Origin of the sequence: Nonomuraea sp. NPDC050540 (assembly GCF_044457485.1) — a bacterium.
Classification (GTDB): Bacteria; Actinomycetota; Actinomycetes; order Streptosporangiales; family Streptosporangiaceae; genus Nonomuraea.
Map to the genome: position 1 here is coordinate 480,336 of NZ_JBITHA010000006.1, position 25,181 is coordinate 505,516.

At 71.5% G+C, this 25,181-nt stretch carries 20 protein-coding genes; 10 read left to right on the top strand and 10 right to left on the bottom strand.

The features are described from left to right. The 4 genes from ACIBI5_RS23420 to ACIBI5_RS23435 are packed head-to-tail and all read left to right on the top strand — an operon-like array spanning position 1 to position 4,153. Positions 1 to 753 carry an amino acid ABC transporter ATP-binding protein gene (locus tag ACIBI5_RS23420; protein ID WP_397250320.1) on the top strand — a complete coding sequence of 251 codons (753 nt, stop codon included), beginning with the start codon at positions 1 to 3 and terminating at the stop codon, positions 751 to 753. Next, positions 753 to 2,450 (top strand): amidohydrolase family protein, encoded by a 1,698-nt coding sequence (locus tag ACIBI5_RS23425; RefSeq protein ID WP_397250007.1) that lies wholly within the window; start codon positions 753 to 755, stop codon positions 2,448 to 2,450. The genes ACIBI5_RS23420 and ACIBI5_RS23425 overlap by 1 nt, the downstream gene beginning before the upstream one ends. Next, positions 2,447 to 3,181, top strand: a complete 735-nt coding sequence (locus ACIBI5_RS23430) for a serine hydrolase (RefSeq protein ID WP_397250008.1) — start codon at positions 2,447 to 2,449, stop codon at positions 3,179 to 3,181. The genes ACIBI5_RS23425 and ACIBI5_RS23430 overlap by 4 nt, the downstream gene beginning before the upstream one ends. Before the next feature lie 48 nt (positions 3,182 to 3,229). After that, on the top strand, positions 3,230 to 4,153 hold the full coding sequence (locus ACIBI5_RS23435; protein ID WP_379638379.1) for a LysR family transcriptional regulator: 924 nt from the start codon (positions 3,230 to 3,232) through the stop codon (positions 4,151 to 4,153). A 62-nt stretch (positions 4,154 to 4,215) separates the two neighbouring features. Here ACIBI5_RS23435 and arc read toward each other — a convergent pair whose 3' ends face one another. Next, positions 4,216 to 5,979 (bottom strand): proteasome ATPase, encoded by a 1,764-nt coding sequence (gene arc, locus ACIBI5_RS23440; protein ID WP_184968230.1) that lies wholly within the window; start codon positions 5,977 to 5,979, stop codon positions 4,216 to 4,218. 204 nt (positions 5,980 to 6,183) lie between these two features. Beyond that, positions 6,184 to 7,032, bottom strand: a complete 849-nt coding sequence (locus ACIBI5_RS23445) for a tRNA (adenine-N1)-methyltransferase (protein ID WP_397250010.1) — start codon at positions 7,030 to 7,032, stop codon at positions 6,184 to 6,186. Between the two features lie 55 nt (positions 7,033 to 7,087). Here ACIBI5_RS23445 and ACIBI5_RS23450 point away from each other — a divergent pair, with 55 nt between their 5' ends. Continuing rightward, positions 7,088 to 8,194 carry a GNAT family N-acetyltransferase gene (locus ACIBI5_RS23450; RefSeq protein WP_397250012.1) on the top strand — a complete coding sequence of 369 codons (1,107 nt, stop codon included), beginning with the start codon at positions 7,088 to 7,090 and terminating at the stop codon, positions 8,192 to 8,194. Positions 8,195 to 8,284: 90 nt separating this feature from the next. Then, on the top strand, positions 8,285 to 8,779 hold the full coding sequence (locus tag ACIBI5_RS23455; RefSeq protein ID WP_397250014.1) for a hypothetical protein: 495 nt from the start codon (positions 8,285 to 8,287) through the stop codon (positions 8,777 to 8,779). 252 nt (positions 8,780 to 9,031) lie between these two features. On the opposite strand, the gene ACIBI5_RS23460 is transcribed toward ACIBI5_RS23455, so the two are convergent. Together ACIBI5_RS23460 and ACIBI5_RS23465 are read right to left on the bottom strand one after the other, a co-directional pair. Then, positions 9,032 to 9,388 carry a hypothetical protein gene (locus ACIBI5_RS23460; RefSeq protein ID WP_397250016.1) on the bottom strand — a complete coding sequence of 119 codons (357 nt, stop codon included), beginning with the start codon at positions 9,386 to 9,388 and terminating at the stop codon, positions 9,032 to 9,034. A gap of 5 nt (positions 9,389 to 9,393) precedes the next feature. After that, positions 9,394 to 10,356: a DUF4145 domain-containing protein gene (locus ACIBI5_RS23465; protein WP_397250322.1), complete on the bottom strand. Its 963-nt coding sequence runs from the start codon at positions 10,354 to 10,356 to the stop codon at positions 9,394 to 9,396. Between the two features lie 203 nt (positions 10,357 to 10,559). Here ACIBI5_RS23465 and ACIBI5_RS23470 point away from each other — a divergent pair, with 203 nt between their 5' ends. Then, the gene (locus ACIBI5_RS23470) at positions 10,560 to 13,556 is read left to right on the top strand and encodes an AAA family ATPase (RefSeq protein ID WP_397250018.1); all 2,997 of its coding nucleotides are present in this window, start codon (positions 10,560 to 10,562) and stop codon (positions 13,554 to 13,556) included. Between the two features lie 351 nt (positions 13,557 to 13,907). Here the strand turns inward: ACIBI5_RS23470 and ACIBI5_RS23475 are convergent, their stop codons facing one another. Then, the gene (locus tag ACIBI5_RS23475; protein WP_397250020.1) at positions 13,908 to 15,395 is read right to left on the bottom strand and encodes an FHA domain-containing protein; all 1,488 of its coding nucleotides are present in this window, start codon (positions 15,393 to 15,395) and stop codon (positions 13,908 to 13,910) included. A gap of 195 nt (positions 15,396 to 15,590) precedes the next feature. Next, positions 15,591 to 16,679, bottom strand: coding sequence for a site-2 protease family protein (locus tag ACIBI5_RS23480; protein ID WP_397250022.1), 1,089 nt, complete (start codon positions 16,677 to 16,679; stop codon positions 15,591 to 15,593). 152 nt (positions 16,680 to 16,831) lie between these two features. On the opposite strand from ACIBI5_RS23480, the gene ACIBI5_RS23485 reads away from it, so the two are divergent. The 3 genes from ACIBI5_RS23485 (at position 16,832) to ACIBI5_RS23495 (ending at position 19,887) form a co-directional block, all read left to right on the top strand. Then, on the top strand, positions 16,832 to 17,689 hold the full coding sequence (locus ACIBI5_RS23485) for a RecB family exonuclease (protein WP_397250024.1): 858 nt from the start codon (positions 16,832 to 16,834) through the stop codon (positions 17,687 to 17,689). Positions 17,690 to 18,028: 339 nt separating this feature from the next. Further along, positions 18,029 to 19,207 (top strand): histidine kinase, encoded by a 1,179-nt coding sequence (locus ACIBI5_RS23490; RefSeq protein WP_397250026.1) that lies wholly within the window; start codon positions 18,029 to 18,031, stop codon positions 19,205 to 19,207. Beyond that, positions 19,204 to 19,887 (top strand): response regulator, encoded by a 684-nt coding sequence (locus ACIBI5_RS23495; RefSeq protein ID WP_379622191.1) that lies wholly within the window; start codon positions 19,204 to 19,206, stop codon positions 19,885 to 19,887. Before ACIBI5_RS23490 ends, ACIBI5_RS23495 begins: the two co-directional genes overlap by 4 nt. A gap of 359 nt (positions 19,888 to 20,246) precedes the next feature. Here the strand turns inward: ACIBI5_RS23495 and ACIBI5_RS23500 are convergent, their stop codons facing one another. From ACIBI5_RS23500 to ACIBI5_RS23515, 4 genes are all read right to left on the bottom strand, one after another. Continuing rightward, positions 20,247 to 21,266, bottom strand: a complete 1,020-nt coding sequence (locus ACIBI5_RS23500; protein WP_397250028.1) for an ABC transporter ATP-binding protein — start codon at positions 21,264 to 21,266, stop codon at positions 20,247 to 20,249. Next, positions 21,263 to 22,288: an ABC transporter ATP-binding protein gene (locus ACIBI5_RS23505; protein WP_397250030.1), complete on the bottom strand. Its 1,026-nt coding sequence runs from the start codon at positions 22,286 to 22,288 to the stop codon at positions 21,263 to 21,265. Before ACIBI5_RS23505 ends, ACIBI5_RS23500 begins: the two co-directional genes overlap by 4 nt. Further along, the gene (locus ACIBI5_RS23510; RefSeq protein WP_397250032.1) at positions 22,285 to 23,304 is read right to left on the bottom strand and encodes an ABC transporter permease; all 1,020 of its coding nucleotides are present in this window, start codon (positions 23,302 to 23,304) and stop codon (positions 22,285 to 22,287) included. The genes ACIBI5_RS23505 and ACIBI5_RS23510 overlap by 4 nt, the downstream gene beginning before the upstream one ends. A 95-nt stretch (positions 23,305 to 23,399) precedes the next feature. Next, on the bottom strand, positions 23,400 to 25,166 hold the full coding sequence (locus ACIBI5_RS23515; RefSeq protein WP_397250034.1) for an ABC transporter substrate-binding protein: 1,767 nt from the start codon (positions 25,164 to 25,166) through the stop codon (positions 23,400 to 23,402). Positions 25,167 to 25,181 lie beyond the last annotated feature (15 nt).

The window sequence follows — 25,181 nt, forward strand, 5'->3', positions numbered from 1 at the left end:
ATGGTCAGGCTGCAGTCGGTCAGGAAGAGGTACGGCGCGCTGGAGGTGCTCAAGGGCGTCAGCCTGGAGGTGCCGGAGGGCGGTGTGGTGTGCGTCGTGGGCCCGTCGGGTTCCGGCAAGTCGACGCTCCTGCGGTGCGTGAACCGGCTGGAGACGATCGACTCGGGCCGTGTCTGGGTGGACGGCGAGCTCGTCGGCTACCGGGAGCGGGCCGGGCGGCTGCACCTGCTGCGGCCGGATGAGCTGTGCGGGCAGCGTCAGAAGGTCGGCATGGTGTTCCAGCGCTTCCACCTGTTCCCGCACATGACGGCGCTGGAGAACGTGATGGAGGGCCCGTGCGCCGTCCAGCGGGTGCCGCGCGCGGAGGCCGCGCGGCGGGCCGGGGAGCTGCTGGTGCGGGTGGGGCTGGCCGACCGGGCCGGGCACTACCCGTCGCAGCTGTCGGGCGGCCAGCAGCAGCGGGTGGCGATCGCCCGTAGCCTGGCCATGAACCCGAAGGTGATGCTGTTCGACGAGCCGACCAGCGCCCTGGACCCCGAGCTGGTGCAGGAGGTACTGACGGTCATGCGCGATCTGGCGGCGAGCGGGATGACCATGATCGTGGTGACGCACGAGATGGGCTTCGCGCGGGAGGCGGGCGACCACCTGGTGTTCGTGGACGACGGGCTGATCGTGGAGGAGGGGCCGCCGCGCGAGGTGCTGGCCCATCCGCGCCACGAGCGGACCCGGGCGTTCCTCGGGCAGGTGCTGTGATGCTGGATCTGCTCATCACGGGCGCGCGCCTGGCCGACGGCACGGGCGCGCCCCTGCGCCCGGCCGACGTCGGCGCCCTGGACGGCCGCGTGGTGCTCCTGCCGCCCTCGGCCCCCTCCCACCGGGGGCACGCCCCCGACCCCTCCCCTCAGGGGTACGCCTCGGGTTCCTCCCCTCAGGGGTGCGCCTCGGGCGCGCCCCGTCAAAGGCACGCCCCGGATGCCGGATCTCGGCCGGATCCCCGGGCGCGGGTGGTGCTGGACGGGGCCGGGATGGTGGTGGCGCCCGGGTTCATCGACGTGCACACCCACTCCGACGCCGCCTCGCTGTTCGGCCCCGAGTTCGCGGAGCTGGCCGCGGCGCCGGTGCGGATGGGGGTGACGACGGAGATCTGCGGCAACTGCGGGTCGAGCCTGTTCCCCGCGCTGCCGGAGCGGCTGGAGGAGCTGTCACGGTCAAGCCGGACCTCTTTCGGCGGCCGAGTACCGATATTTCGGGACTTCGCCGGGTTTGCGGAGGCGCACGCGGGGGCGCCCCGAGCCAATCATCTCGCCTCGCTGGTCGGGCACGGCACGCTGCGGGCGGGGGTGGTCGGGTACGAGGACCGGGCGGCTTCGCCGTACGAGCTGGACGTCATGTGCGGGCTGCTCGGCGACGCGCTCGCGGCGGGCGCGGCCGGGCTCTCCACCGGGCTGATCTACACGCCGGGCACCTACGGCGGCACCGACGAGGTGGTCGCGCTGGCGAGCGTGGCCGCGCGGTACGGCCGGCCGTACGTGACCCATCTGCGCGACGAGATGGCGCGCGTGGAGGAGGCGCTGGAGGAGGCGGCCGAGATCGCCCGCAGGAGCGGCGCGGCGCTGCACGTCTCGCACCACAAGACCGCGGGCAGGCACGCCTGGGGCAGGACCGAGCGGACCCTCGCCCGCCTGGCCGAGCTGCGCGCCGGCGGCATGGACGTCACCTGCGACGTCTACCCCTACACGGCGGGGAGCACGTCGCTGTCGGCGATGCTGCCGCCGTGGGCCAACGACGGCGGCACCTCCGCGCTGCTGGAACGGCTGCGCGACCCGGCCCAGCGCGCCAGGATGCGCCGGGCGATCGCCGAGGGCGTGCCCGGCTGGGAGAACACGGTCGGCAACGGCGGCTGGGACCTCATCTCGGTGGCCTCGGCCGTGGGGCACCGCGAGCTGGAGGGCCGCACGATCGCCTCGCTCGGCGGCGACCCCGTGGACGCGGCGGCCGAGCTGCTGCTGGCCGAGGGCGGCCAGGTGACGATCATCAGCCATTCGATGCGCGAGGACGACGTGCGGCGGGTGCTGGCGGCGGAGTTCACGATGATCGGCTCGGACGGGGTGCCGAAGCCGGGGCGGCCGCATCCGCGGATCGCCGGGACGTTCCCGCGGGTGCTGGGGCACTACGCGCGAGAGGAGGGCCTGTTGTCGCTGGAGGCGGCGGTGCACAAGATGACCGGGATGGCGGCCGGGCGCTTCGGCCTGGCCGGTCGCGGGGTGGTGCGCGACGGGGCCCATGCCGATCTGGTGGTGTTCGACCCGGCCGCGATCGCTGACGCGGCCACCTACGCCGACCCGCTGCTGCCCCCTCGGGGACTGGCGGCGGTCGTGGTGGCGGGCGAGACGGCCGTCACCGGCGGCGAGCCGACCGGCGCCACGCCGGGCGGGATCGTCACCCCATGACGCTCGCCGAACTCGCGGCGGCCTGTCCGGGAACGCTGGCGGTGGCGGTACGCCGCCCCGGCGGCGGATTCGGGATCAACGAGGACGCCGAGCTGCCCTTGGCCAGCGTCGGCAAGCTCCTGCTGCTGGCCGAGGTCGCGATGAGCATCGATGGCGGCATCCTCGACCCGGCCACGCCCGTGCGCCTGGAGGAGGAGGACTACTGCGGCGGTTCCGGCCTGCTGCTCGGGCTGAGCGCGCGCACGTGGAGCGTCGCCGACCTGGCCCTGATGACCGCGGCCGTCAGCGACAACACCGCCACCAACGCGCTCCTGCGCACCGTCGGCCTCGACCGGGTCAACGCGGCGGGGGCGGCCCTCGGCCTGACCCGCACGCGGCTGCTCGACCGCATCCGCGAGCCGCGCGGCCCGGAGCATCCGCCGACGTTCGCCGTGGGGACCGCGGCGGAGCTGGCGGGCCTGGCGGCGCTGGTGGCGGGGAGCAACGGCTGGCAGGTGCAGCTGCGCGAGTGGATGCTGGCCAACACCGACCACACGCTCGTGCCCGCGCTGGTCCGGCACGACCCGGAGGGCGCGTGGCTGGCCAACAAGACCGGCACCGACGACGGCGTGCGGGCCGACGTCGGGCTGATGGGCGAGCGAGCCTACGCCGTGCTCGCCTGCGGCCCGGCCGGCAGCGAGGACGACCTGGCCGCCGCCGTACGCCAGGCGGGCCTGCTCATCGCCGCCTGACCTGGGCTGATTAGGGTAGGCCCACGTCCGTTCGACAGAGGAGGCCGCATGCTCGGCAGCCATCGTCTCCGGGTGCTGCTGGAGGTGTTCCGCACCGGCAGCATCGCGGGGGCCGCGCGCGGCCTGAAGCTGTCGCCGTCGGCCGTCTCCCACCAGCTGGCCAAGCTGGAGGAGGAGGCGGGCGTCGGCCTGGTGGAGCGCAACGCGCAGAGCCTGCGGCTGACCGAGGCCGGCCGCCGGCTGGCCCACCGGGCTCAGGAGGTCGTCGACATCCTGGAGGCGGCCGAGAAGGACCTGCTGGCCCAGGCCCGGGTCGACGCGGGCGAGCTGCGGATCGGCTTCTTCGCCTCGGCCGGGTACCGCCTGCTGCCGCTGGCCCTGTCGCGCTTCGCCACCCGCTATCCGAGCGTGCGGCTCGACCTGGTGGAGGGCCAGCCGTACGAGCTGCTGCCCGATCTCGAGCGCGGCGCGCTCGACGTGCTTGTGGTCTTCGAGCACGCGCTGGATCCGTGGAAGTGCCCGGACGGAGTGGAGGTCCTGCACCTGTTCGACGAGCCGCAGCTGCTCGTGGTGCCCGCCGGCCACCAGGCCGCCCAGCGTCCCCGGGTACGGCTGGCGGAGCTGGCCGGTGAGCACTGGATCACGACGTTCGGCGCCGAGCATCCGGTCTCGACGCTGGAACGCGCCAGCGCGCTGGAGGGCTTCACCCCGCAGGTGCGCTGCCGCAGCGACCACTACGAGGTGACGATCGGCCTGGTGCGCGCCGGGCTGGGCGTGGCGCTGGTGCCGAGCCTGGGCCTGCAGGGCGTCACCGGCGTCCAGGTGTGCCGGGTGGTCAACCAGCGGCTGTTCCGCCGCATCGGCGTGGCCCGCCGTCCCACGAACCCGAACCCGGCGGCCCGCTCCTTCATCGCCTACCTGCGCACCGCCGCGGCGCAGCTCCTCAACTCCCTGGACCCCGGCCTGCGCTGAGGTCCCCCTGAAACGGAAGGGCCGCGCGGAGGGATCCGCGCGGCCACCTCACGTCCGTGGCGTTACAGGTACTGGCCCGTGTTGGCGACGGTGTCGATGGAACGGCCGGCCTCGGATCCCTGCTTGCCGGAGACCAGGGTGCGGATGTACACGATCCGCTCGCCCTTCTTTCCGGAGATCCGCGCCCAGTCGTCCGGGTTGGTGGTGTTGGGCAGGTCCTCGTTCTCGGAGAACTCATCGACGCAGGCGGCCAGCAGGTGCTGCACCCGCAGGCCCTTCTGCCCCGTCTCCAGGAACTGCTTGATGGCCATCTTCTTGCCCCGGTCGACGATGTTCTGGATCATCGCGCCGGAGTTGAAGTCCTTGAAGTACAGGACTTCCTTGTCGCCGTTGGCGTAGGTCACCTCGAGGAAGCGGTTCTCCTCGCTCTCGGTGTACATGCGCTCCACGACGCTCTGGATCATGCCCGCGATGGTTCCCTCGCGCGATTCGCCGTGCTCGCTGAGGTCCTCCGGGTGCAGGGGAAGTCCGGTGACGAGGTACTTGGAGAAGATGTCCTTCGCCGCCTCGGCGTCCGGCCGCTCGATCTTGATCTTGACGTCCAGGCGGCCGGGCCGCAGGATCGCCGGGTCGATCATGTCCTCGCGGTTGGAGGCGCCGATGACGATGACGTTCTCCAGGCCCTCGACGCCGTCGATCTCCGACAGCAGCTGGGGCACGATGGTGTTCTCGACGTCGGAGCTGACGCCAGAGCCTCGGGTGCGGAAGATCGAGTCCATCTCGTCGAAGAACACGATCACCGGGGTGCCCTCTGAGGCCTTCTCACGCGCCCGCTGGAAGACCAGGCGGATGTGCCGCTCGGTCTCACCGACGTACTTGTTGAGCAGTTCCGGGCCCTTGATGTTGAGGAAGAAGCTCTTGCCTTCCTGGCCGGTCTTCTCGGCGACCTGCTTGGCCAGCGAGTTGGCGACCGCCTTGGCGATGAGCGTCTTGCCGCAGCCGGGCGGGCCGTACAGCAGCACGCCCTTCGGGGGCCTGAGCTTGTGCTCGCGGAAGAGGTCGGCGTGCAGGTAGGGCAGCTCGATGGCGTCCCTGATCTGCTCGATCTGCCGCATGAGTCCGCCGATCTCCTCGTAGGAGATGTCGGGGACCTCTTCGAGCACCAGCTCTTCGACTTCGGACTTGGGAATGCGCTCGTAGACGTAGCCGGAGCGCGGCTCGAGCAGCAGCGAGTCGCCGGCCCTGATGGGCTGGTCGACCAGCGACTCGGCCAGGCGCACGACGCGTTCCTCGTCGGCGTGCGAGATGACCAGGGCGCGCTTGCCGTTGTCGAGCAGTTCCTTGAGCATCACGATCTCGCCGACCTCTTCGTAGCCGAGTGCCTCGACCACGTTGAGCGCCTCGTTGAGCATGACCTCCTGGCCACGCCGGAGCGAGTCGACGTCGACGGCCGGGCTGACGTTCACGCGGAGCTTGCGCCCTCCGGTGAACACCTCGATCGTGCCGTCTTCTCTGGCCTCCAGGAAGGTGCCGAACCCGGATGGCGGTTGCGCCAGCCGGTCCACCTCTTCCTTGAGGGCGACGATCTGGTCCCTGGCCTCCTTGAGTGTTGCCACCAGGCGTTCGTTCTGGCCGGTCACCGCCGCCAGATTCGCCTGGACCTCATGGAGACGCTCTTCCAGGACCCTGGCCTGACGGGGTGACTCGGCCAGCTTCCGCCTCAGCGCGGTGATCTCCTCTTGGAGGAAGGAGACCTGTGTTGTGAGATCAGCGACCTCCCGTTCGCGCTGCGCGGCTCGAGCCTCAGCATCATCGCGAGCTGCCACGCCCCGTCACCTCCTTCCCAGTCGAGGGCGACTACTAAGGACCTTACCTATCTCGGGCCCCTCCGTAACCTGGCCGGGCAGTGTTCGTAGAGTGACATTCGGTATTCGGTGAATAATCCCCAATGGTGCGTTTAATCCTGCCAGCATATGAACACGGCGAGATGTTCCCGTGTCACGCACCAACGCACCCTCGTGGCCAAATTGTCATAGTTCTTCGGTGGTCCCCTTCGGTCGTCTGCGGCGCGGCGGCGGGGTGACGCCGTCGGCCATGCGGCGGGCGGAGACGAGGAACCCGGTGTGGCCGATCATCCGATGATCAGGCCTTACGGCCAAGCCCTCGACATGCCAGTCGCGAAGGAGGGTCTCCCACGCATGGGGCTCGGTGAAACTCCCGTGATCCCGAATCGTCTCCACCGTCTTGGACATCTGGGTCGTCGTGGCGACGTAACAGCAGATGACCCCGCCCGGGGTGAGGGCCTTGGCGGCCGCGTCCACGCACTCCCACGGGGCCAGCATGTCGAGGATGACCCGGTCGACGTCGATCTCGTCGATGCTCTCGTTGAGGTCACCGACGACCAGGCGCCAGGTGCCGGTCTCGCCGCCGTAGAACTTCTCGACGTTCTTGCGGGCGACGTCGGCGAACTCCTGGCGGCGCTCGTACGACGTGACGTGCCCCTCAGGGCCGACGGCCCGCAGCAGGAAGCAGGTCAGGGCGCCCGAGCCGACCCCCGCCTCGATCACCCGCGCGCCCGGGAAGACGTCGGCCATGCCGACGATCATCGAGGCGTCCTTCGGGTAGATCACGGCGGCGCCACGTGGCATCGCCAGTGTGTAGTCCTGGAGCAGGTGCCGGAAGGCGAGGTACTGGGTGCCGCCGGAAGAACGCACCACCGAGCCCTCGGGCTGGCCGATCAGCTCGGCGTGGGGGATGGCGCCCTTGTGGGTGTGGAAGACGCCGTCCTCCTTGAGCGTGATCGTGTGGCGCTTGTTCTTGGGGTCGGTGAGCTGCACCTGATCCCCCGCCTGGAAAGGCCCATGCCTGCGGAAACCCATGGCGGCAAGGTTATAGGGATTTCGACTGGTCCCAGACGCGCGATATGAAGGGGGGATGTTTCCGCGCGATGTGATCTCCGCCGGCCCGCTGCTGCTGCGGCCCCCCACCGACGACGACACCCAGGCGGTCGTGCAGGCCTGTGACGACCCGGTGACGGCCAGGTTCCTGCCGTTCCTCGCCTCGCCGTACACGGCCGAGGACGCCCGTGACTACCTGCGCGTGGCCGAGGAGAAGTGGGCGAAGGGCGGCGCGGAGTTCACGATCACCCGCGAGGGCCGTTTCGTGGGCTCGGCCGGATTGCAGCCGATCGACCGCTATGGCACCACCTCGGTCGGCTATCTGGTCGCGCCGCACGCGCGCGGCACCGGCGTGGCCAGCACCGTCGCCAGGGCGCTCGCCGACTGGGCGCTCGACCACGGGGCCGCCCGCGTCGAACTTGAGGCCGAGGTGAGCAACCTCGCCAGCCTGCGCGCCGCCTACAAGGCCGGGTTCCGGCAGGAGGGCGTCAGGCGCGAGGGCAAGCGGCTGCGCGACGGCAGCAGGACCGACCAGGTGACGTTCGGCAGGGTGGCGGGCGAGCCGGTCGAGACGGCCGAGCCGTACTTCCCCTTCTTCCCCGGAGGGCACCTCACCGACGGCGTGGTACGGCTGGCGCCGATCGGCGAGGCGCACGCCGAGGGGTTCCTGGCGATGATGGGCGACCCGGTCGTGCGCTCGTACTCGATGGCGCCCCCCGGCCCGCTGTCGGACTACGTGCGCCGGTGCCGCTACACGGGCTTCTGGTGGATGTCGGGCCAGCGAGTGGAGGTGGTGATCGAGGACGCGGCCACGGGCGCCTTCGCCGGGCACGTGCAGCTGGTGAACGTGGCGCAGGTGCTCCACCAGGCCATGGTCGGCTACTCGCTGGTGCCGGGCTTCCGCGGCAGGGGCTTCATGAGCAGGGCGCTGGCGCTGCTGGTGGAGTGGGCGTTCGCGGCCACCCCGCTGCGCCGTCTGACGGCCGGGACCGCCGTGGACAACACCGCCTCCCACCGGGTACTGGAGCGGGCCGGCTTCACCCGCCAGCACGTGCACCGCCAGTTGCTCCCCCGCCCCGACGGCGGCTGGTCGGACGATCAGGAGTGGCTGCTCCTGCATCCCAAACTGGGGGAAAAATCCTGATTACCGGTTGAAGGTCTGGTCAACGGTGGATTTGGGAGGTAATAGTCGAAACCACCGACCCATCAGGCACCGCCGGCCGTTGGGACTTCCATGAGAATCAGCCGCACCGACGTCGCTGTGCACGATCTCATCCAGGACTTCTCCCGCGTGGACGTGGGGGTGCTCATCGATCGCCTGGCCCGGTCTGCGGCGGTCGTGACGGCCGCCGGGTACGCCGGGTTCGTCCAGGTCGATCCACTCCAGGAGCTGGCCAGGTCCGTCGCCCTGCACGGCCCGCCGGGCGACCCGCTGCGCGTGCGGGCCTGGCTGGCCGAGTCCGGGGTGCTGAAGGAGCTGGCCGTCAGCCGCGGGGCGCTGCTGCTGGCCCGTGACGTGCCGGTCGGCGAGCCGGGGTTCCTGGCGGTGCCGGTGCCGCTGGCGACGCGGGAGCAGGCGTTCCTGTGGGCCGCCGGGCGGGACTTCGACGACTTCGACACCCACCTGCTCGGCCGCTTCGCCACGGCCGCGGGGCGGGCGCTTGAGGCGGCCAGCGGGATGGAGGCGGCCGTGCGCCTGCTCCGCGGCGTCCAGGCCTTCGCCCCCTGACCACCCGCCACTTCACCCCCTGACCACCGTCGCAAGCCTTCGCCCCCCGGCCGCCTGCACCCGGGCCCACCCGTCGCGGGCCCGGCTCCCTGACCGCGCGTCCGCAAGCCTTCGCCTTTGACCGCCCATCGCAGCCTTCGCCCCTTGGCCGCCATTCGGGTCCTCCCGCCTGACCCGGGGTGTGAGCGCCTGTCCGGGCGATGGAGCGCCTGTCTCAGGGCACGCGCCGTTGCCGTGTCCGCCGGGCGGGTGTCAGGGGCCCGCGGCGTGGAGGGCGTCGCGCAGCAGCGCGTCCACCTGGCGGGCGAGCCGGTCGACGTCCACGTCACCCCGCAGGTCGAGCTCGGTCACCTGCTGCCCCACCCGCAGTTTCAGCGTGACGCCCCTCCCGCGCACCCTCAACCACATCTCCACGGTACGGCCCAGCGCCTCCGCCTGAGCCTCGCCCTCCACCGCCACCAGCAGTTGCGGCGGCCCGGAACCCATCCGGCCCGGCCCCGGCGGCGCCGTACGCAGGGTGACCCGCCCCCGCAGCGCGTCCACGTCGCGCAGCCAGTCCTCCAGGGAGTGCAGCAGGTCGGCCTCCCCCTCCAGCGTGATGTCGGGCATGGCTCTCACTTCACGATCGGGGCGGTCCGGGCGGAGGTCACCCGGATCAGGTCCTGGGGCGCGAGCTCCAGCTCCAGCCCGTGCCGCCCGCTGGGGATGTACACGCTGTCCTGCCCGGCCGCGCCCGCGTCGAGCACCGACGGCAGGTACGGCAGGGCCACCGGGCTCAGGACGTCGGCCGCGATCGCCTCGCCGATGCGTTCGAGGTCGGCCCGCGTGGCCACCCGGGCGGCGCCGGCGCCGAACGCGGCGGCCAGGGCGTGCTCGTCGATGCGGCCCTCGATGGCGGCGATGGCCAGGACGGCGTGGTGGCCCAGGTAGAGGACGACGGCCTTGAGCATGCGGGGCGGCGGGACGCCGAGGGCCAGCGCCACGGCGGCGCGGGACTTGGTGTGGGCGGGATCGTGCGGATAGGGGTGGACGGCGAAAGGCGTACGTGTTTTCCGGAGAATGCGCATGGCCGTGGTCTCGGCGGCCGTTGAACGGCGTTTCCCGGGTGGGCGCGCTCGCCGTACCTGAAAGTCACGATATTTCGGGGAAAATACATATAAATAGTCAATGAAGGCTTCGGCGAGTTCCACCGCGTCGGCGGCTTCCCGGCGGGTGAGCGGGGCGGCGCCGAGGTGGGCGGCTTCGTTGCCGAGTTCGCGCAGTTCCTCGGCCCAGCTCAGGAGCCATCCGTCGATCCGGCCGGCCGCCCGCAGCTCGCGCAGGGCGTGGAAGAGCGTGCGGCCGGTGATGCCGTGGTCGGCGCAGACCGCCTCCAGCAGGCGCCGCACGTGCAGCACCGCCGCGGCCGCGGAGCCCGCGCGCAGGCCCGCCCTGGCCTGGGTGAGCTCGGCCCGCACGAGGGCGGGAACCTGCTCGCCGATCTCCCGTCCGGGCGTCGGCCACAGCACCTCGGCGGGACGGGCGGGCAGGTCGTCGGGGTCGGCGTCCGGCGCGGGCTCCCCGGACAGCAGCAGCATCACCTGGCGGCAACTCTGGCAGGCGGCCAGCACAAAAGGCTGCAATTCGGTCGGGAGAAAAACCCGGTGCGGCGCGTCCGCTTCACGGGCCAGAGTCTGCCGTCCGCAACCCGGGCAATCGACGTCGAATTTCGCCCCCCACCGCGCCACAGAACGGAAGATATTCGATCACATTAATTGCATCAAGGGCGTAATCTCCCAGTATGAAGACCTGGCCGTTCGCCGGGCGCAGGCAGGAACTGGAACATCTGGTCCGCCTCGCGCGCGATCCGACCGCGCAGGGCGTGCTCGTCGCCGGTCCCGCCGGGGTGGGCAAGAGCAGGCTCGCCGGGAAGATCCTGGAGGCCTTCCGGCCGGGCAGGGTCACGCTCCTGCCGATCACCGCGACCAAGGCGGCCAGCGGCATCCCCAACGGCGCACTGGCCGACCTCATCCCCCGCGACCACCCGCCCCACCTGGTCAACACGCTGCGCTGGGCGGGCGAGGAACTCCTCAAGCAGGCCCGCGGCCGCACCCTCGTCCTCGCCGTGGACGACGCGCACCTGCTCGACAGCCACTCGGCCGAGGTCGTCGCCTCCCTGGTACGGGGCCGCCAGGCCCGCCTCGTGGCCACGCTCCGCACCGGCGAGCCCGCCCCCGACTCCATGACGGGACTCTGGCGCGACGGCCACGTCCGCCGCCTCGACGTGGACCCGTTCAGCGACGCCGACCTCGTGGCCGTGCTCGCCGCCGCGCTCGGCGGACCGCCCGACGACGCCACCGCCCGGCGCCTGAGCGAGATCACCGAGGGCAACGCGCTGTTCCTGCAGGAGGTCGTGACGGCGGCGCGCGCCGCTGGATCGCTCCACCCCATCCAGGGCGTGTGGAAGCTGACCGGCGACCCGCCGCTGGCCCCGCGCCTGGCCGACCTCATCCACGAACGCATCGGCGCCCTGTCGCCCGCCCTGAAGGCCGTCCTGGAGTACACGGCCTTCGCCGAGCCGGTGGGCGCCAGAACCCTGTCGGCCCTGTGCTCGGAGGAGGCGGTCCTGGAAGCGGAGGAACGCGGCCTCATCAAGGTCGCCGTGGACCGCCGCCGCGAGATCGCCCGCCTCGGCCACCCCCTCTACGGCGAGGTCGCCCGCGAACACTGCCCGGAGCTGCGCCGCCGCCGCAGGCACGCCGACCTCGTCGCCGCCGTCGAACCCACCGGCCTGCGCCGCGTGGAGGACCTCGTCCGCGTCACCGTGTGGCGGCTGACCGCCGGCCTGGGCGCGGACCCCGAGCCGCTGCTGGCCGCCTGCCGCCTGGCGTGGGCGGCACACGACTACCCGACCGCGATCCGCCTGGGCGAGGCCGCCGTGGAGGCGGGCACGGACGGCGGTACGGCAAGCGCCCCCGCGACGGCGGGCACGCCCACGACGGCCCGCGGCGCCACGGAGACGGCCACCGGGAACGCGACGGCGGCGATCCAGCTGGCCACCGTCCTCGACTACGCCCAGCAGCCCGACCGTGCGCGCGCGGTCCTGGACGCCGTCGCCCCGCCCCGCGACGAACCCGGCCGCGCCCGCCTGGTCCAGGCCGTCGCCAGCAACCTGGCCTGGGGCATGGACCGCCTGGGCGACGCCCTCGACCTCCTGGCCACCACCGAGAAGTCCCTGCGAGACCCGGCCCTGCGCCTGCAGTTGGCCACCCGCCGCCTGTCCCTGACGGCATCGGCCGCCCGCCCCGCCGACGCCCTGCACCTGAGCGACACCCTCCTGTCCCCCGGCACACCCCCCGACCCGGCCCCGCCCCCCGCCTCTTCGCCGCCTCTGCCCGGCGCGCCGCCGTCCGTCGCGCGGCCCGTGGAGGAGCCGGGCACCAGCGACCCCGTGCCGCTCAAGGCCGTCGTCACCGGCACCTCCGGCCTGCCGCTACCGGAGGACGCGCCCCTTCCTCAGGCGGCCACCCTCCCGGAGGAAGCGGCTCTCCCCGACGAGGCGGCCCTTCCCAACGCGGTGACCCTGCCCGACGCGGCGGCTCTTACCGACCCAACGACCCTTCCCGGGGACACGACCGCCCCCGCGCGGTCGCGCGGCGTGAGGCTGGGCCCGGTGTTGCGGGCGCAGGTGCTGAACTCCCGTGCCCTGGCCCTCTGCTACTCCGGCCGCACCCGGGAGGCCGCCGAACTGGTCCGCGAGGCCCTGGACGAGGCACCGTCCTGGCGCGACGGCATCCCCGCCCTGGTCTCGCCCCTGCACTCCACGTGGGCCATGTGCGGCTACTTCGCCGGCGACCTCCCCCTCATGGACCAGGCGATCGCCTCCATGCGCGCCGAACTGGCCGGCCAGCGCGGATGGTCGCGCGGCGAGGGCAGCCTGGCGCTCTCACGGGGCCACGCGGCGACCCTCAGAGGCGAACTGGGCGCCGCGCTCCTCATCCTCCACTCCCCGGCCAACCACGAGACCGCCGTGACCGTAGGCGGCTGTATGGGGGCGTATGCGGCGGTTCAGGCGCTTCGGGGGGACGCACCGGCCGCCCGCGCCACCCTGCGCGCCGCTCTCGACCGCAACCGCGCCACGTGGACCGCGTTCACCCGCTGGGTGGCGCTGACCCGCGTATGGATAGCCGCCGCGGCCGGCGAGCTGGAACACGCCGCCGAACTCGCCCTCGCCGCCGCCGCTGAGTGCCGCGAGGCGGGCCTGTCGGCGTTCGAGTCGGTGGCCCTGCACGACGCGGTACGCCTCGGCGCACCCCACTCCGCCCTCCCCCGCCTGGAAGAGCTCACCACGGTGATGGACGGCTCCAGGGTACGGCTGGCCGCCCGCCAGGCCCGCGCCCTGTCCGCCGACGACCCGGGCGGTCTCCTGGACGTGGCGGCCGGCTTCGACACCCTGGGTATGCGCCTGCACGCGGCCGAGGCAGCCGCCCAGGCCGCGTCCCTGCTACGCCGCACCCGGGGAGAGAAGGCGGCACGGGCGGCGGCCACCGAGGCCTGGTCGCTGGCCGGAGCCTGCCAGGGCGTCGACACCCCCGCCCTGCGGGGCCTGGCCGCCCCCAACCTCACCAGCCGGGAACTCCAGGTAGCCAAGCTGACGGCCGCCGGCCTGAGCCACCGTGAGATCGCCGAACGCCTGGGCATAGCCATCCGAACCGCCATGAACCACCGCAACCAGGCCTACTGGAAACTGGGCGTCAACTCCCCCGCCGAACTGGCCAAGGCCCTGACCCGCCACTGAAAGCCCCACTACCCAAGCCACCACACGCCCGCAACCTCGCGGGCCGACAACCTCACGGGGCCCACGACCTCTCCCGCGCATGGCTCGCGTGCGCACGCCCTCATGCAAGCCGGCCATCGCGTCATGCGCCCATGGGGCCTGCCGCGTGTCCGCGGTTCCGTGGCGTCCCTGGGCGCGGTCGGCCGGCCGGCGTCGCGCACGTCACGGCGGCGCGGGCGCGCGGCCGATGACCGTTCCCCTGGAGGCCGCACGCCACGTGCGGCGGGTGGGGGTGGGCGTGGCTTGCCGTAACACCAGAGCCGTAACCCCAAGAGCCGTGAGGCGAGGAGCCACCCACAAGGACCCAGCTGACTATCCCCGGTGGGCCTCGAAGCGCATGGTGCGGGAGACGCCGACGCGGACGGTGGTGCCGGGGGTGATGGTGACGGGCTCGTTCGGGGGGATGTCGTAGAAGTTGGGGTCGCCGGGCGGCTGGATCTGGGTGCCGTTGACGGAGCCGAGGTCGACGAGGTTGACGTCCCAGCCGTCCAGGGCGACGCGCAGGTGGCGGCGGGAGACCGAGCCGTCGGGGCTGGTGACCTTGGCGGGGCGGGCGGTGCCGCCGGCCACCTCGGGGGCGCGCTCGGGGTCGCGGCCCAGCAGGTAGTCGGCCTCCAGGGGCAGCGCCATGCCGTCGTCCAGGATGAGGACGCCGAGTGACGGGCGCGGGCCCTTGTAGGGGACGAGCGTGCGCTGCACGAGGGCGATGCCGCAGACCGCGCAGTAGGGAACGCGGGGGTCGTTGAAGTGGTCGTTCTTGCAGTCCACGCCGTAGACCATGGGGCGCTGGTCGCCGTCGGAGGGCGCGGCGCCGTTGCCGGGGGGCTGCTCGTCGAGCCTGGGTGCGCCGCCCATGGGCGGGGACGGCGGCACCTGCTGCGGCGGCGGGCCCCACGGGTCCTGCGCGGGCTGCTGTCCGGACGGCGCGCCCTGCTGCTCGAACGGGGGCTGATCGAACGGCGGCTGGTCGAAGGAGGACGGCTGCTGCGCCTCGAAGGGCGGCGGCTGGTCGAAGGTGGACTGCTGCTCGAACGGAGGCTGGTCGAAGGAGGGCTGCTGCGGCTCGTACGGGGGCTGGTCGAAGTGCGGCTCGGACGTCGGCGGGCTGGACGGCGGGCGCTCGTCGCGGGCGGGCTCCGGGCTCGGCATCGGGTACGGAGCCATCTGCACGGGAGCCGGCTCCGGCTCCGGTTTGGGCTGCGGCAGGAGGTCGGGGTCCATGTGGATGGCGGTGTGCGGCAGCTCCTCGGTCAGCGGCCGCGAAGCCGGGCGCCGTTCGGCCGGCTTGGCGGGCGCCGGAGCGGGGGCCGCGAGCGCCTGGGCGGGCGCGTCGATCATGTCAGCGACCAGGCCGGCGCCGCCGACCACGCCGCCGTCGAACTGGACCGCCGGGTGCGGCTGCCCCGCCCCGGGCAGGCTCAGCTCGACCCGGTGCACGTGTCCGGCGATGAGCCGGTCGGCCCAGGTGAGGGAGTCGCTGCCGGACAGGCGGGTCTCGCCGTCGGCGGTGGTGATCGTGGCGGTGGCCGCCCCGCTGACGAGTACGGCCACGCCGCCGCCCACCGGCCCGGCCACGGCGCAGGTGGCCGGGTCGCCGGTCATCGCGCGGGCCAGCGCCTGGGCGGCGCGGCGGGCCAGGGCCCTGCCGTCGCCACCGGTGGCGGCGGTCTCCCGCAAGGCCTCGATCAGCTCGGTTCCGGTCGCCTCAGAAGCGTCGCATACCAGCAGCAGGCCGCCCACGTAGGCGACCAGCCCGTTGCCAGGAAGCGGACGCACCACTCCGAAGCCCTGGTCCGTCACTGAACCTCTCCTCCCCGGAAGCCGGCGGTTGTGCGGCACCGGCACCTTGGTGCTGGCCGCCAGCCTTACGCATACCCAGTCGGCCACGGAGCCAAGGTCTCGATTCGGTGAAACCCCTGGACCGTGGCAAACCCCGCACTGGTGCAAGTCTGACCAAATGGCACCCTATCGGCCAGACCTGTGGGGGGAAAACAGTCAGACCCCGGAGAAGACCCGGTTGACGTCGGCGGTGGCCAGCACGCCGTAGATCTCGCCACCCCGCTCGACCAGCAGATACTCGGCCGCCGGCGACTCGCGCATGGCGTCGATCAAGGGCTCTCCGGTGAGGTCGGCGGCCAGGACCATGGCGGGTTCCAGGGACTTGGCCAGCGCGCCCACCTCGACCCACGGGCGGCGGTGTTCCGGGGTGGCCTGGACGGCGGCCTCGTTGACGATCGCCACCGGCCTGCCGTCGTGGTCGACCACGACGACGGCGCCCGCCTTCTGCTCGGCGGCCTGGCGCAGCGCCTCCGACAGCGGCGTCGAGGCGATCACCGGGATCGCCCTGCGGGCCAGCTGGCGGGCGTTGACCTGGGGGATGCGGGCGCGGATGCGGGCGACGTTCAGCGCCTGGCTGGCGCCCATCCAGATGAACGAGGCCAGCACCACCGACCAGACGAGCTGCAGCGTGTCGATCGGACGGTCGCTCAGCAGCGACAGCGCCACCGGGACGAGGATCAGCACGACCGCCAGGCCCCTGCCGGTCCAGCCGGCGGCGACGGTGCCGCGCCCCGGGCTGGCGGTGAGCTTCCACACGCCGGCGCGCAGCATGCGCCCGCCGTCGAGGGGCAGGCCGGGCAGCAGGTTGAACACGCCGACGATCAGGTTCGACCACCACAGCTGCCTGATCAGGATCTCGGGGATGCCGGCCCCGTCGATCAGGAACGCGTCGGCCAGCAGCCCCACCGCCGCCAGCCCCAGCGACAGGATCGGCCCCGCCGCGGCGATCATGAACTCCTTGCCGGGCGTCGGCGGCTCCTTCTCGATCTCGGACACGCCGCCGAGGAGGTAGAGCGTGATGCGCCGGACCGGAAGGCCGTACCACTTCGCGAGGACGCTGTGGGCGAGCTCGTGCAGGAGCACGGACAGATACAGGAGTACGGCGAAGGCGAAGGCCACCCCGTAGGCCTCGAAGTCCCCCATGCCGGGCAGGCGGAAGACGTCCTGGAAGCTGATGGTGATGAAGCCCGCGATGATGAGCCAGGTCCACGACACGTACACGGGGATGCCGAACGGGCTTCCCATCCGAAGACCGGAGAATTCCTGCCGCGGCCGCTGGTCGCTCACTGGACTCCCTTTGAGATCGTGCTGTTGCTGCCTTGATGCTACGCGGCGGATCGCGCGAACCTGGTTTCGCGGCCCCCATTCTGTCGGGGTCTTGACCTACAGTGCGGTGCATGACGTTGACCGAACCGGTGATCATCGGAGCCCTTTCCCCCTCCCGGGCGGGCGACTTCATGACCTGTCCCCTTCTCTACCGCTTCCGGGTGATCGACCAGTTGCCGGAGAAGCCGTCGCAGGCGGCCGTGCGCGGCACCGTGGTCCACGCCGTGCTGGAGCGCCTGTACGACCTGCCCGCGCCGCGCCGGTCGGTCGCGGCGGCGCTGGAGCTGCTGGACCCGCAGTGGGAGCGCCTGCTGGGCGAGGAGCCCGCGTTCGCCGGGATGTTCGCCGACGACGCCGAGCAACGCCAGTGGCTCGACCAGGCGCGGGCGATGCTGGAGCGCTACTTCACCCTGGAGGACCCGACCCGGCTCGAACCCGCGGAACGTGAGCTGTACGTGGAGGCCGTGCTCGACAGCGGCCTCCTGCTGCGCGGTTACGTCGACCGGCTGGACGTGGCGCCCACGGGCGAGGTGCGGGTGGTCGACTACAAGACCGGCAGCGCCCCCGGGCCCGACTTCGAGGCCAAGGCGCTGTTCCAGATGAAGTTCTACGCGCTGGTGCTGTGGCGGCTGCGCGGTTCGGTGCCGCGGTTGCTGCAGCTGGTGTATCTGGGCGGCGCCGGCGAGGTCCTCCGGTACGCCCCCGACGAGGCCGACCTGCGCGCCACCGAACGGAAGGTGGAGGCGTTGTGGGCGGCGATCCGGCGGGCGCTGGAGACCGGTGAGTGGCGGGCACGGCGTTCGCGGTTGTGCGACTGGTGCGACCACCAGGCGTTGTGCCCGGAGTTCGGTGGCACTCCCCCACCCGTCCCGGACCGCCGCCCCGGCGACGCCGTCCGCACCCGCCGGGCGGCGACCGACGAGTTGTAGCCCTGGGCGGCCTTCTGCCGAGCCGCCGGGGCGCGCCACGGGCGTGACGGCCTCGGTGGTCGGTGGAGCGTCACGGCTCTGCCCGCGAGTGCCTCCGCCGTGTGCCCGGGGCTCCAGGCCCGCGCACGACGTGGGCGGCGCGTCAATGGCCCGGTCCGGCGGGCTCGGCTCGCACAGCGCCCCCCCGAGCGCCCATGTCACTCGCGCGCTCGTCCGAGCCGGCCCGGCGGGGGCGGTTCGTTGTGGGAGTGGTTCGCGCCGAGAGCTGGGGTGGTGAGGAGGGCGGATTCCTCCCAAGGTAGGAGGAGTCACGGCTTGAGCTGGGCCTACAGTGAATTCGTGCGCAACGATCGAGCCCTGTTTCGCGACACGGTCCTTGCCGTGGTGCTGGCCGCGGGCTCGCTCGCGTTGTTTCTCCTCTACGACGCCGCCGACCTCCTGTCCCAGCCGGGCCAGCCCCCCGGCGCGGTACGGTCGCCGGATCTGGTGGGCGGGGCGCTGGTCGTGCTGACGGCGGTGCCGCTGGCCGTCCGGCGGCAGTGGCCGGTCGGGGCGCTGCTGGCGAGCGCGGTCCCTGACACCCTGTTCAACGCGCTCGGCTACAGCATGGGCCTGGCCAGCGTGGCCGGGCTGGTGCTGCTGTACTCGGTGGCGGCCAGGCGCGGGCTGGCGGTGGCGCTGGCGGCGCTGATGTTCGCCGTGCTGGTCTATGCCACGGGCGCGCTGCTCAGCCCGCTCGACGCGCTGACCTGGGCGGACCATCTCGTCGTCGTGGTGCTCCTGGCCGGCGCCTGGGGAGTGGGCCGGGCCATCCGGCTGCGGCGGGCGTACTTCGAGGAGCTCAAGGACCGGGCGGCGCGGCTGGAGCGGGCCAGGGAGGCCGACACGCGGGCGGCGCGCGCCGAGGAGCGCTCGCGGATCGCGCGTGAGCTGCACGACGTGATCGCGCACCATGTGAGCGTGATGACGGTGCAGGCCGCGGCGGCGCGCAAGGTGCTGCTGTCCGATCCCGAACTGGCCAGCGAGGCGCTGTCGGCGGTCGAGCACACCGGGCGCAAGGCGATGGCGGAGATGCGCGACATCGTGGGCGTGCTGCGCGCCGGCTCGCCGGCCGAGCTGGGGCCGCAGCCCGGGATGTCGGCGTTGCCGGCACTGGTGGAGCAGATGCGCGAGGCGGGGCTGGCGACGCGGCTGACGGTCGAGGGGCACGAGACGCCTGTTCCCGCGGGGATTGAGCTGGCGGCCTATCGGCTGGTTCAGGAGGGTTTGACCAACAGTTTGCGGCACGCCGGGCCGGGTGCCGAGGCCGTGGTGACCGTACGGCACGAGCCGCGCGAACTGGACGTGCGGGTCGCCGACGACGGCCGGGGCGCGGCCGGAGTGGCGGCGCGGCCGGGGCATGGCTTGGTGGGGATTCGCGAGCGGGTGGCGCTTTATGGTGGAATCCTGAGCATCGGTCCTCGGCCGGGGGGCGGTTTCGAGGTGCGGGCGAGGTTCCCGCTGAAGGACGGAAGATGACGATCAGAGTGCTGCTGGTGGACGACCAGCCGCTGCTGCGTACCGGTTTCCGCCTGATTCTCGAGGCCGAGCCCGACATCACGGTGGTGGGCCAGGCCGGCGACGGCAAGGACGCGCAGGAACAGACCAGGGCGCTGCTGCCCGACGTGGTGCTGATGGACATCCGGATGCCCGGCGTCGACGGCATCGAGGCCACGCGGCGCATCGTGCGCGAGGCGGCGTCCGGGGCGCATGTGCCGAAGGTGCTGGTGCTGACGACGTTCGACCTGGACGAGTACATCGTGGAGGCGTTGCGGGCCGGGGCCTCGGGGTTCCTGCTCAAGGACGTACCGCCGGACGAGCTCGTGCAGGCGATCCGGGTCGTGGCCGACGGCGACGCGATCGTGGCGCCGAGTGTGACGCGGCGCCTGCTGGACCGGTTCGCGGCCAAGCTGCCCTCCGCCTACCAGGAGAGCACTCCGGCGCGGCTGGACCGGCTGACGGAGCGGGAGCTGGAGGTGCTCAAGCTCATCGCCAAGGGCATGTCCAACGCGGAGATCGCGGCCAAGCTGGTGGTGAGCGAGACCACGGTCAAGACGCACGTGGGCAACGTCCTGACCAAGCTCGGCCTGCGCGACCGCGTCCAGGCCGTGGTCCTGGCCTACGAAACCGGCCTGATCACCCCGGGCGCCCTGTCCTAGCCGCTCGGCGCGTTGGGCGAGCCCGGGGCTGCCTGCCCCTGAAGGGCGCTGGGTTTCGCGTGGGCGACAGCCAGGGGCGCGCCGCGCGGCGGGGAGCCGCGCGGTGGAGGTCGGCGCGTGGTGCGGTGGCGAGCTGGGCAGCGGTGCCCGGCCCACGGATCGCCGTAGCGGCGAGGACCACGTCAGACTGCCGGGCGACCTCGCACGGGCGCGCGCCCACGTCGGCGGGGGGCGTGTGGGTGGCTTGCCGTAACGGAAAACACGCCGTGACGGAAAACACGCCGTAACGGAAGAAGCCGCGGCGGAGAGCACCGCGCCCGCCGCGGCGACGGCGGGCGCGACCTGGAAACGAACGGCGATCAGGGCGCAGCGGTCAACGACGGCGCCGGGGCGACGGCGTTCTCGGGGAAGTGGCAGGCGACGCGGTGGCCGCTGGACAGTTCCTCGAGCGGTGGCTCCACCGTCTTGCAGATCTCCTGCGCCTTCCAGCAGCGCGTGTGGAAGCGGCACGCGGGCGGCGGGTTCAGCGGGCTGGGGACGTCACCGGTCAGCCGGATGCGCTCGCGGTCCTTGCGGTTCTTCGGGTCCGGCACCGGCACCGCCGACAGCAGCGCGTTGGTGTACGGGTGCATGGGCGAGCTGTAGAGCCGCTTGCGGTCGGCGATCTCGACGATCTTGCCGAGGTACATGACCGCGACCCGGTCGCTGATGTGGCGGACCACCGACAGGTCGTGGGCGATGACCACGTACGTCAGGTCGAGCTCGTTCTGCAGGTCTTCCAGAAGGTTGACGACCTGGGCCTGGATGGAGACGTCCAGGGCCGAGACGGGCTCGTCGGCGATGATCAGCTTGGGCTTGAGCGCGAGCGTGCGGGCGATGCCGATGCGCTGGCGCTGGCCGCCGGAGAACTCGTGCGGGTAGCGGTTGTAGTGCTCGGGGTTGAGGCCGACCAGCTCCAGGATCTCCTGGACCGCCTTCTTGACGCCGCCCTCGGTGTTGATCCCCTGGATGCGGAACGGCGCGCCGACGATGGCGCCGACCGTGTGCCGGGGGTTCAGGGAGGAGTACGGGTCCTGGAAGATCATCTGCATGTCGCGGCGGAGCGGCCGGAGCCGGCCCTGCGCCATGTGGGTGATGTCCTGGCCCTCGAAGACGACCTGGCCGCCCGTGGGCTCCAGGAGGCGGGTGACGAGGCGGCCGGTGGTGGACTTGCCGCAGCCGGACTCGCCGACCAGGCCCAGCGTCTCACCCTTGAAGACGTCGAAGGAGATCCCGTCGACGGCCTTGACCGCGCCGACCTGCCGCTTGAACAGGCCCTTGGTCACGGGGAAGTGCTTCTGCAGGTCCCGAACGGACAGCAGCGGCTCGTTTTCGCTCACTGGGTCTCCAGCACTGGCTTGATCTCATTCTCCCACAGCGTGCGCCGCTCGGTCTTGGCCATGTGGCAGCGCACCATGTGCCCGCCCTCGGTTTCGAGCAGGGCCGGGACCTCGGTGTTGGACTTGCCCTCGGTCCGGTCGGCGTAGGGGCAGCGCGGGTGGAACGCGCAGCCGTCGGGCACGTTGATGAGCGAAGGCGGCGAGCCCTTGATCGGCAGCAGCCGTTCGGTGCGCTCGCGGTCCAGCCGCGGCATCGATCCCAGTAGACCCCATGTGTAGGGGTGCTCGGGACGGTAGAAGATGTCTTCGGCGGCGCCGTACTCGATGCACTTTCCGCCGTACATCACCAGGATGTCGTCGGACAGTTCGGCGACGACGCCCAGGTCGTGGGTGATGATGATCAGCGCGGAGTTGAACTCCGTCTGAAGCTCGCGCATGAGGTCGAGGATCTGCGCCTGCACGGTCACGTCGAGCGCGGTGGTCGGCTCGTCGGCGATGAGCAGTTCCGGGTCGCACGACAGCGCCATCGCGATCATGGCGCGCTGGCGCATGCCGCCGGAGAACAGGTGCGGGTAGTCGTCGACGCGCTTGCCCGGGGTCGGGATGCCGACGCGGCCGAGCATGTCGATGGCGTGCTTGCGGGCGACCGACTTCGACACGTCGTGGTGGATGCGGTACGCCTCGATGATCTGGTCGCCGACCGTGTAGTACGGGTGCATGGCCGACAGCGGATCCTGGAAGATCATCGCCATCTTCTTGCCGCGCAGCCGGCGTACGTGCTCGGGCGTGGCGGAGACGAGCTCCTCGCCGTCGAGCCAGATCTCGCCGGAGATCTTGGCCCGGCCGCCCTTGTGCAGGCCGAGGATGCCGAGGCTGGTGACGGACTTGCCGGAGCCGGACTCGCCCACGATGCCGAGCGTCTTGCCGCGCTCAAGGCTGAACGACAGGCCGTCCACCGACTTGACCAGGCCGTCGTCGGTCGGGAAGTGGACCTTGAGGTCCTTCAGTTCCAGAAAGGTCACGACAGCCTCACTCTCGGGTCCACGACCGCGTAGAGCAGGTCGACGATCAGGTTGGCGGTGACCACGAAGAGAGCGGCCAGCAGGGTCACGCCCATGACCTTGGGCAGGTCCTGGTCGGTGATGGCCTGGATGGCGTACTTGCCGAGCCCGTTGAGGGAGAAGGCGCTCTCCGTCAGTACGGCGCCGCCGATGAGCAGGCCGAAGTCGAGACCGAAGATCGTGATGATGGGGGTCAGCGCCCCGCGCAGCCCGTGTTTGACGACCACTCTGCGTTCCTTCAGGCCCTTGGCCCTGGCGGTGCGGATGTAGTCCTCGTTCATGGTCTCCAGCATTCCGGCCCGAGTCAGGCGCGCGTACCCGGCGGCGAACTGGAAGGCCAGCGTCACCCATGGCAGGAGCAGCGCGTAGGCCCAGAGGGGCAGGGAGTCCTGGATGGTGGTGTAGGTGCCGCCCTGGGCGGCGAAGGCGAAGGGGTTTCCGTAGGAGAAGACCTGGAGCGCGATGAGCGCGGTGAAGAAGATCGGCAGCGAGACTCCGGCCAGTGCGATGATCATCGCGGTCCGGTCGAAGACGCTGCCTCTTCGCAAGGCCGACAGCACGCCGATGCCCACTCCCAGGCCGACCCAGAGGACGGCGGCGCCCAGGGCGAGCGACAACGTGACCGGGAGCCGGTTCATCAGGTCGGGGAACACCGGCTGCTGCGTGATGAACGAGTAGCCCAGGCAGGGCGGCGGGCACTGCTCGACACCGGCGCCGTAGTCGTACTCCGCCCCGGCGACGATGCCCTTGACGTACCTCCCGTACTGGACGACCAGCGGGTCGTTGAACCCGAGCCGTTCCGCCGCGAGCTTGGCGGTCTCCCCGGTGGCGGTGCGGCCGACGTAGCGGCTGGCCATGCCCTCGGGGGTGGCGCCGGCGAGTTGCGGCACGAGGAAGAAGATCGCGAAGGTGACCATGCTGACGATGCCGAGCATGACCAGCGCGCCGATCAGACGCCTGATGATGTATGTGACCACAGTGCCCGGCCCGGTGGCCGCCGGGAGGATCGCTCCCGGCGGCCACCTCTGGCCTTCACCTGCCTTTAACTACTCGTTGACTGCGGGAAGAGGACCTACTCGACGCCCATCGCGACGTAGTCGTACATCTGCTGGCCGTCGGAGATGAGGACGTTGGTCACGCCCTTGCCGCGGACGAGCAGCGACTTGGCCCAGATGCCCGGCATGATGACGGACTCTTCCATGACCCGCTTGTCGATCTCCGCCCACATCGGCTCACGCTTGGTGATGTCGGCCTCGACGCGCGCCTTGTCGAGCATGGCGTCCACGTCGGGGATGCGGACCGAGGTGTTGGACGAGCCGCCGCCCTCACGGATGACGCGGCTGTCGGTGATCTGCTGCAGGAAGCCGTAGCCGTCAGGCCAGTCGGAGCCCCAGCCGTTGACGACCAGGCCCAGGTTCTCCTTCACGACGAAGGAGGGCTTGCCGGCGAAGCTGGAGAAGTAGTCCTTCAGCGGGTACGGCTTGATGGTGACGTTGATGCCGGCCCGGGCCAGCGAGTCCTTGATCGCCTCGGCGGTCGCCTTCTCCTTGGGGCGCTCGGCGCGGTAGGAGACGGAGGTCTCGAAGCCGTTCGGCTGACCGCACTTGGTCAGGTGCTCCTTGGCCTTGGCGATGTCGCCCTTGCCCTCGGGAGAGGGGTAGAGGTCGATCTTCTGGGCGCCGGGGATCGTCGGCGGCAGCAGGTTGGTCGCGATCTCGCCACCGGTCGGGCCGCCGTAGGCGGCGACGTAGCCGGTCTTGTCCATCGCGTACTGCACGGCGATCCGGCAGTCCTTGTTGTCGAACGGCTTCACCGTCGGGTTGATCGAGGTGTACCAGAGGCGCTGGATGGTGATGTTGTCGGCGCGAGCCTTCAGAGCCGGGTCCGGCAGGACCTTGCTCAGCGCGGCCGGCTGGACACCGGTGCCCTCGATGGCGACGTGGAGGTCACCGGAGATGACCCGGTTGTCCATGTCGTCGGCGTTGACGTTCGTCGTGACCTCGTACTTGTCCGGCAGGGCCGGACGGTTCGGGTCGACGGCCTCGCTCCAGTGCGGGTTACGGACCAGCGTGAAGCCCTTGCCGATCTCGTTCTTCTCGAACATGTACGGACCGGAGGAGATCACGTGCTCGCGGTACTTCGCGCCGGTGTCCTTGGCCTCGGGGACCGGGATCGTCGGCGACATCTGGACGATGTAGTCGAAGCCGGAGTAGGGCTCCTTGAGGTGGAAGACGACGGTCTTGTCGTCCGGGGCCTCGACGGCGGAGCTGAAGTCGGCGCCCTTCGACTTGTACGGGCCCTTGTAGTCCTTGGGCCAGTTCAGCATGTCGTTGAGGTAGGTGGGGCCGTTGGGGAAGGTCACCTTGTCGAAGGCGCGAGCCACCGCGTACGCGACGTCCTTGGCCACGATCGGGGTGCCGTCCTCGTACTTCAGGCCGTCACGCAGCGTGTAGGTCCAGGTCTTGAAGTCGGCGCTCGGCTTGCCGGCCTCCGCCGCCAGGTCCGGAACCGGCTTGGCGCCCTCGGCCCCGGGCTTGCCGGGGAAGAACATCAGGGCGCGGCCGTACAGCCGGATGAAGTTCCACGAGTAGCCGTAGTAGGTGTCGGCCGGGTCGAGGGAGTCCCAGTCACCGGAGTTCGCCAGCTTGAGGGTGCCGCCCTTCTTCGTGGACGGGTTGAACACCCCCGTCAGAGCAGCGTTGAACTCCTCCTTGGCGGCGGGCTTGCCTGACTCGCCGGCCTTGGGAGGCGTCTGGGTGCTGGTGCCTCCACAGGCCGCCAGGCCCATGGCGAGCGCCGCGACGAGCGCGGCCTTCGCCAGAGCGGGCTTTTTCATCATCTCTTACTACACCCC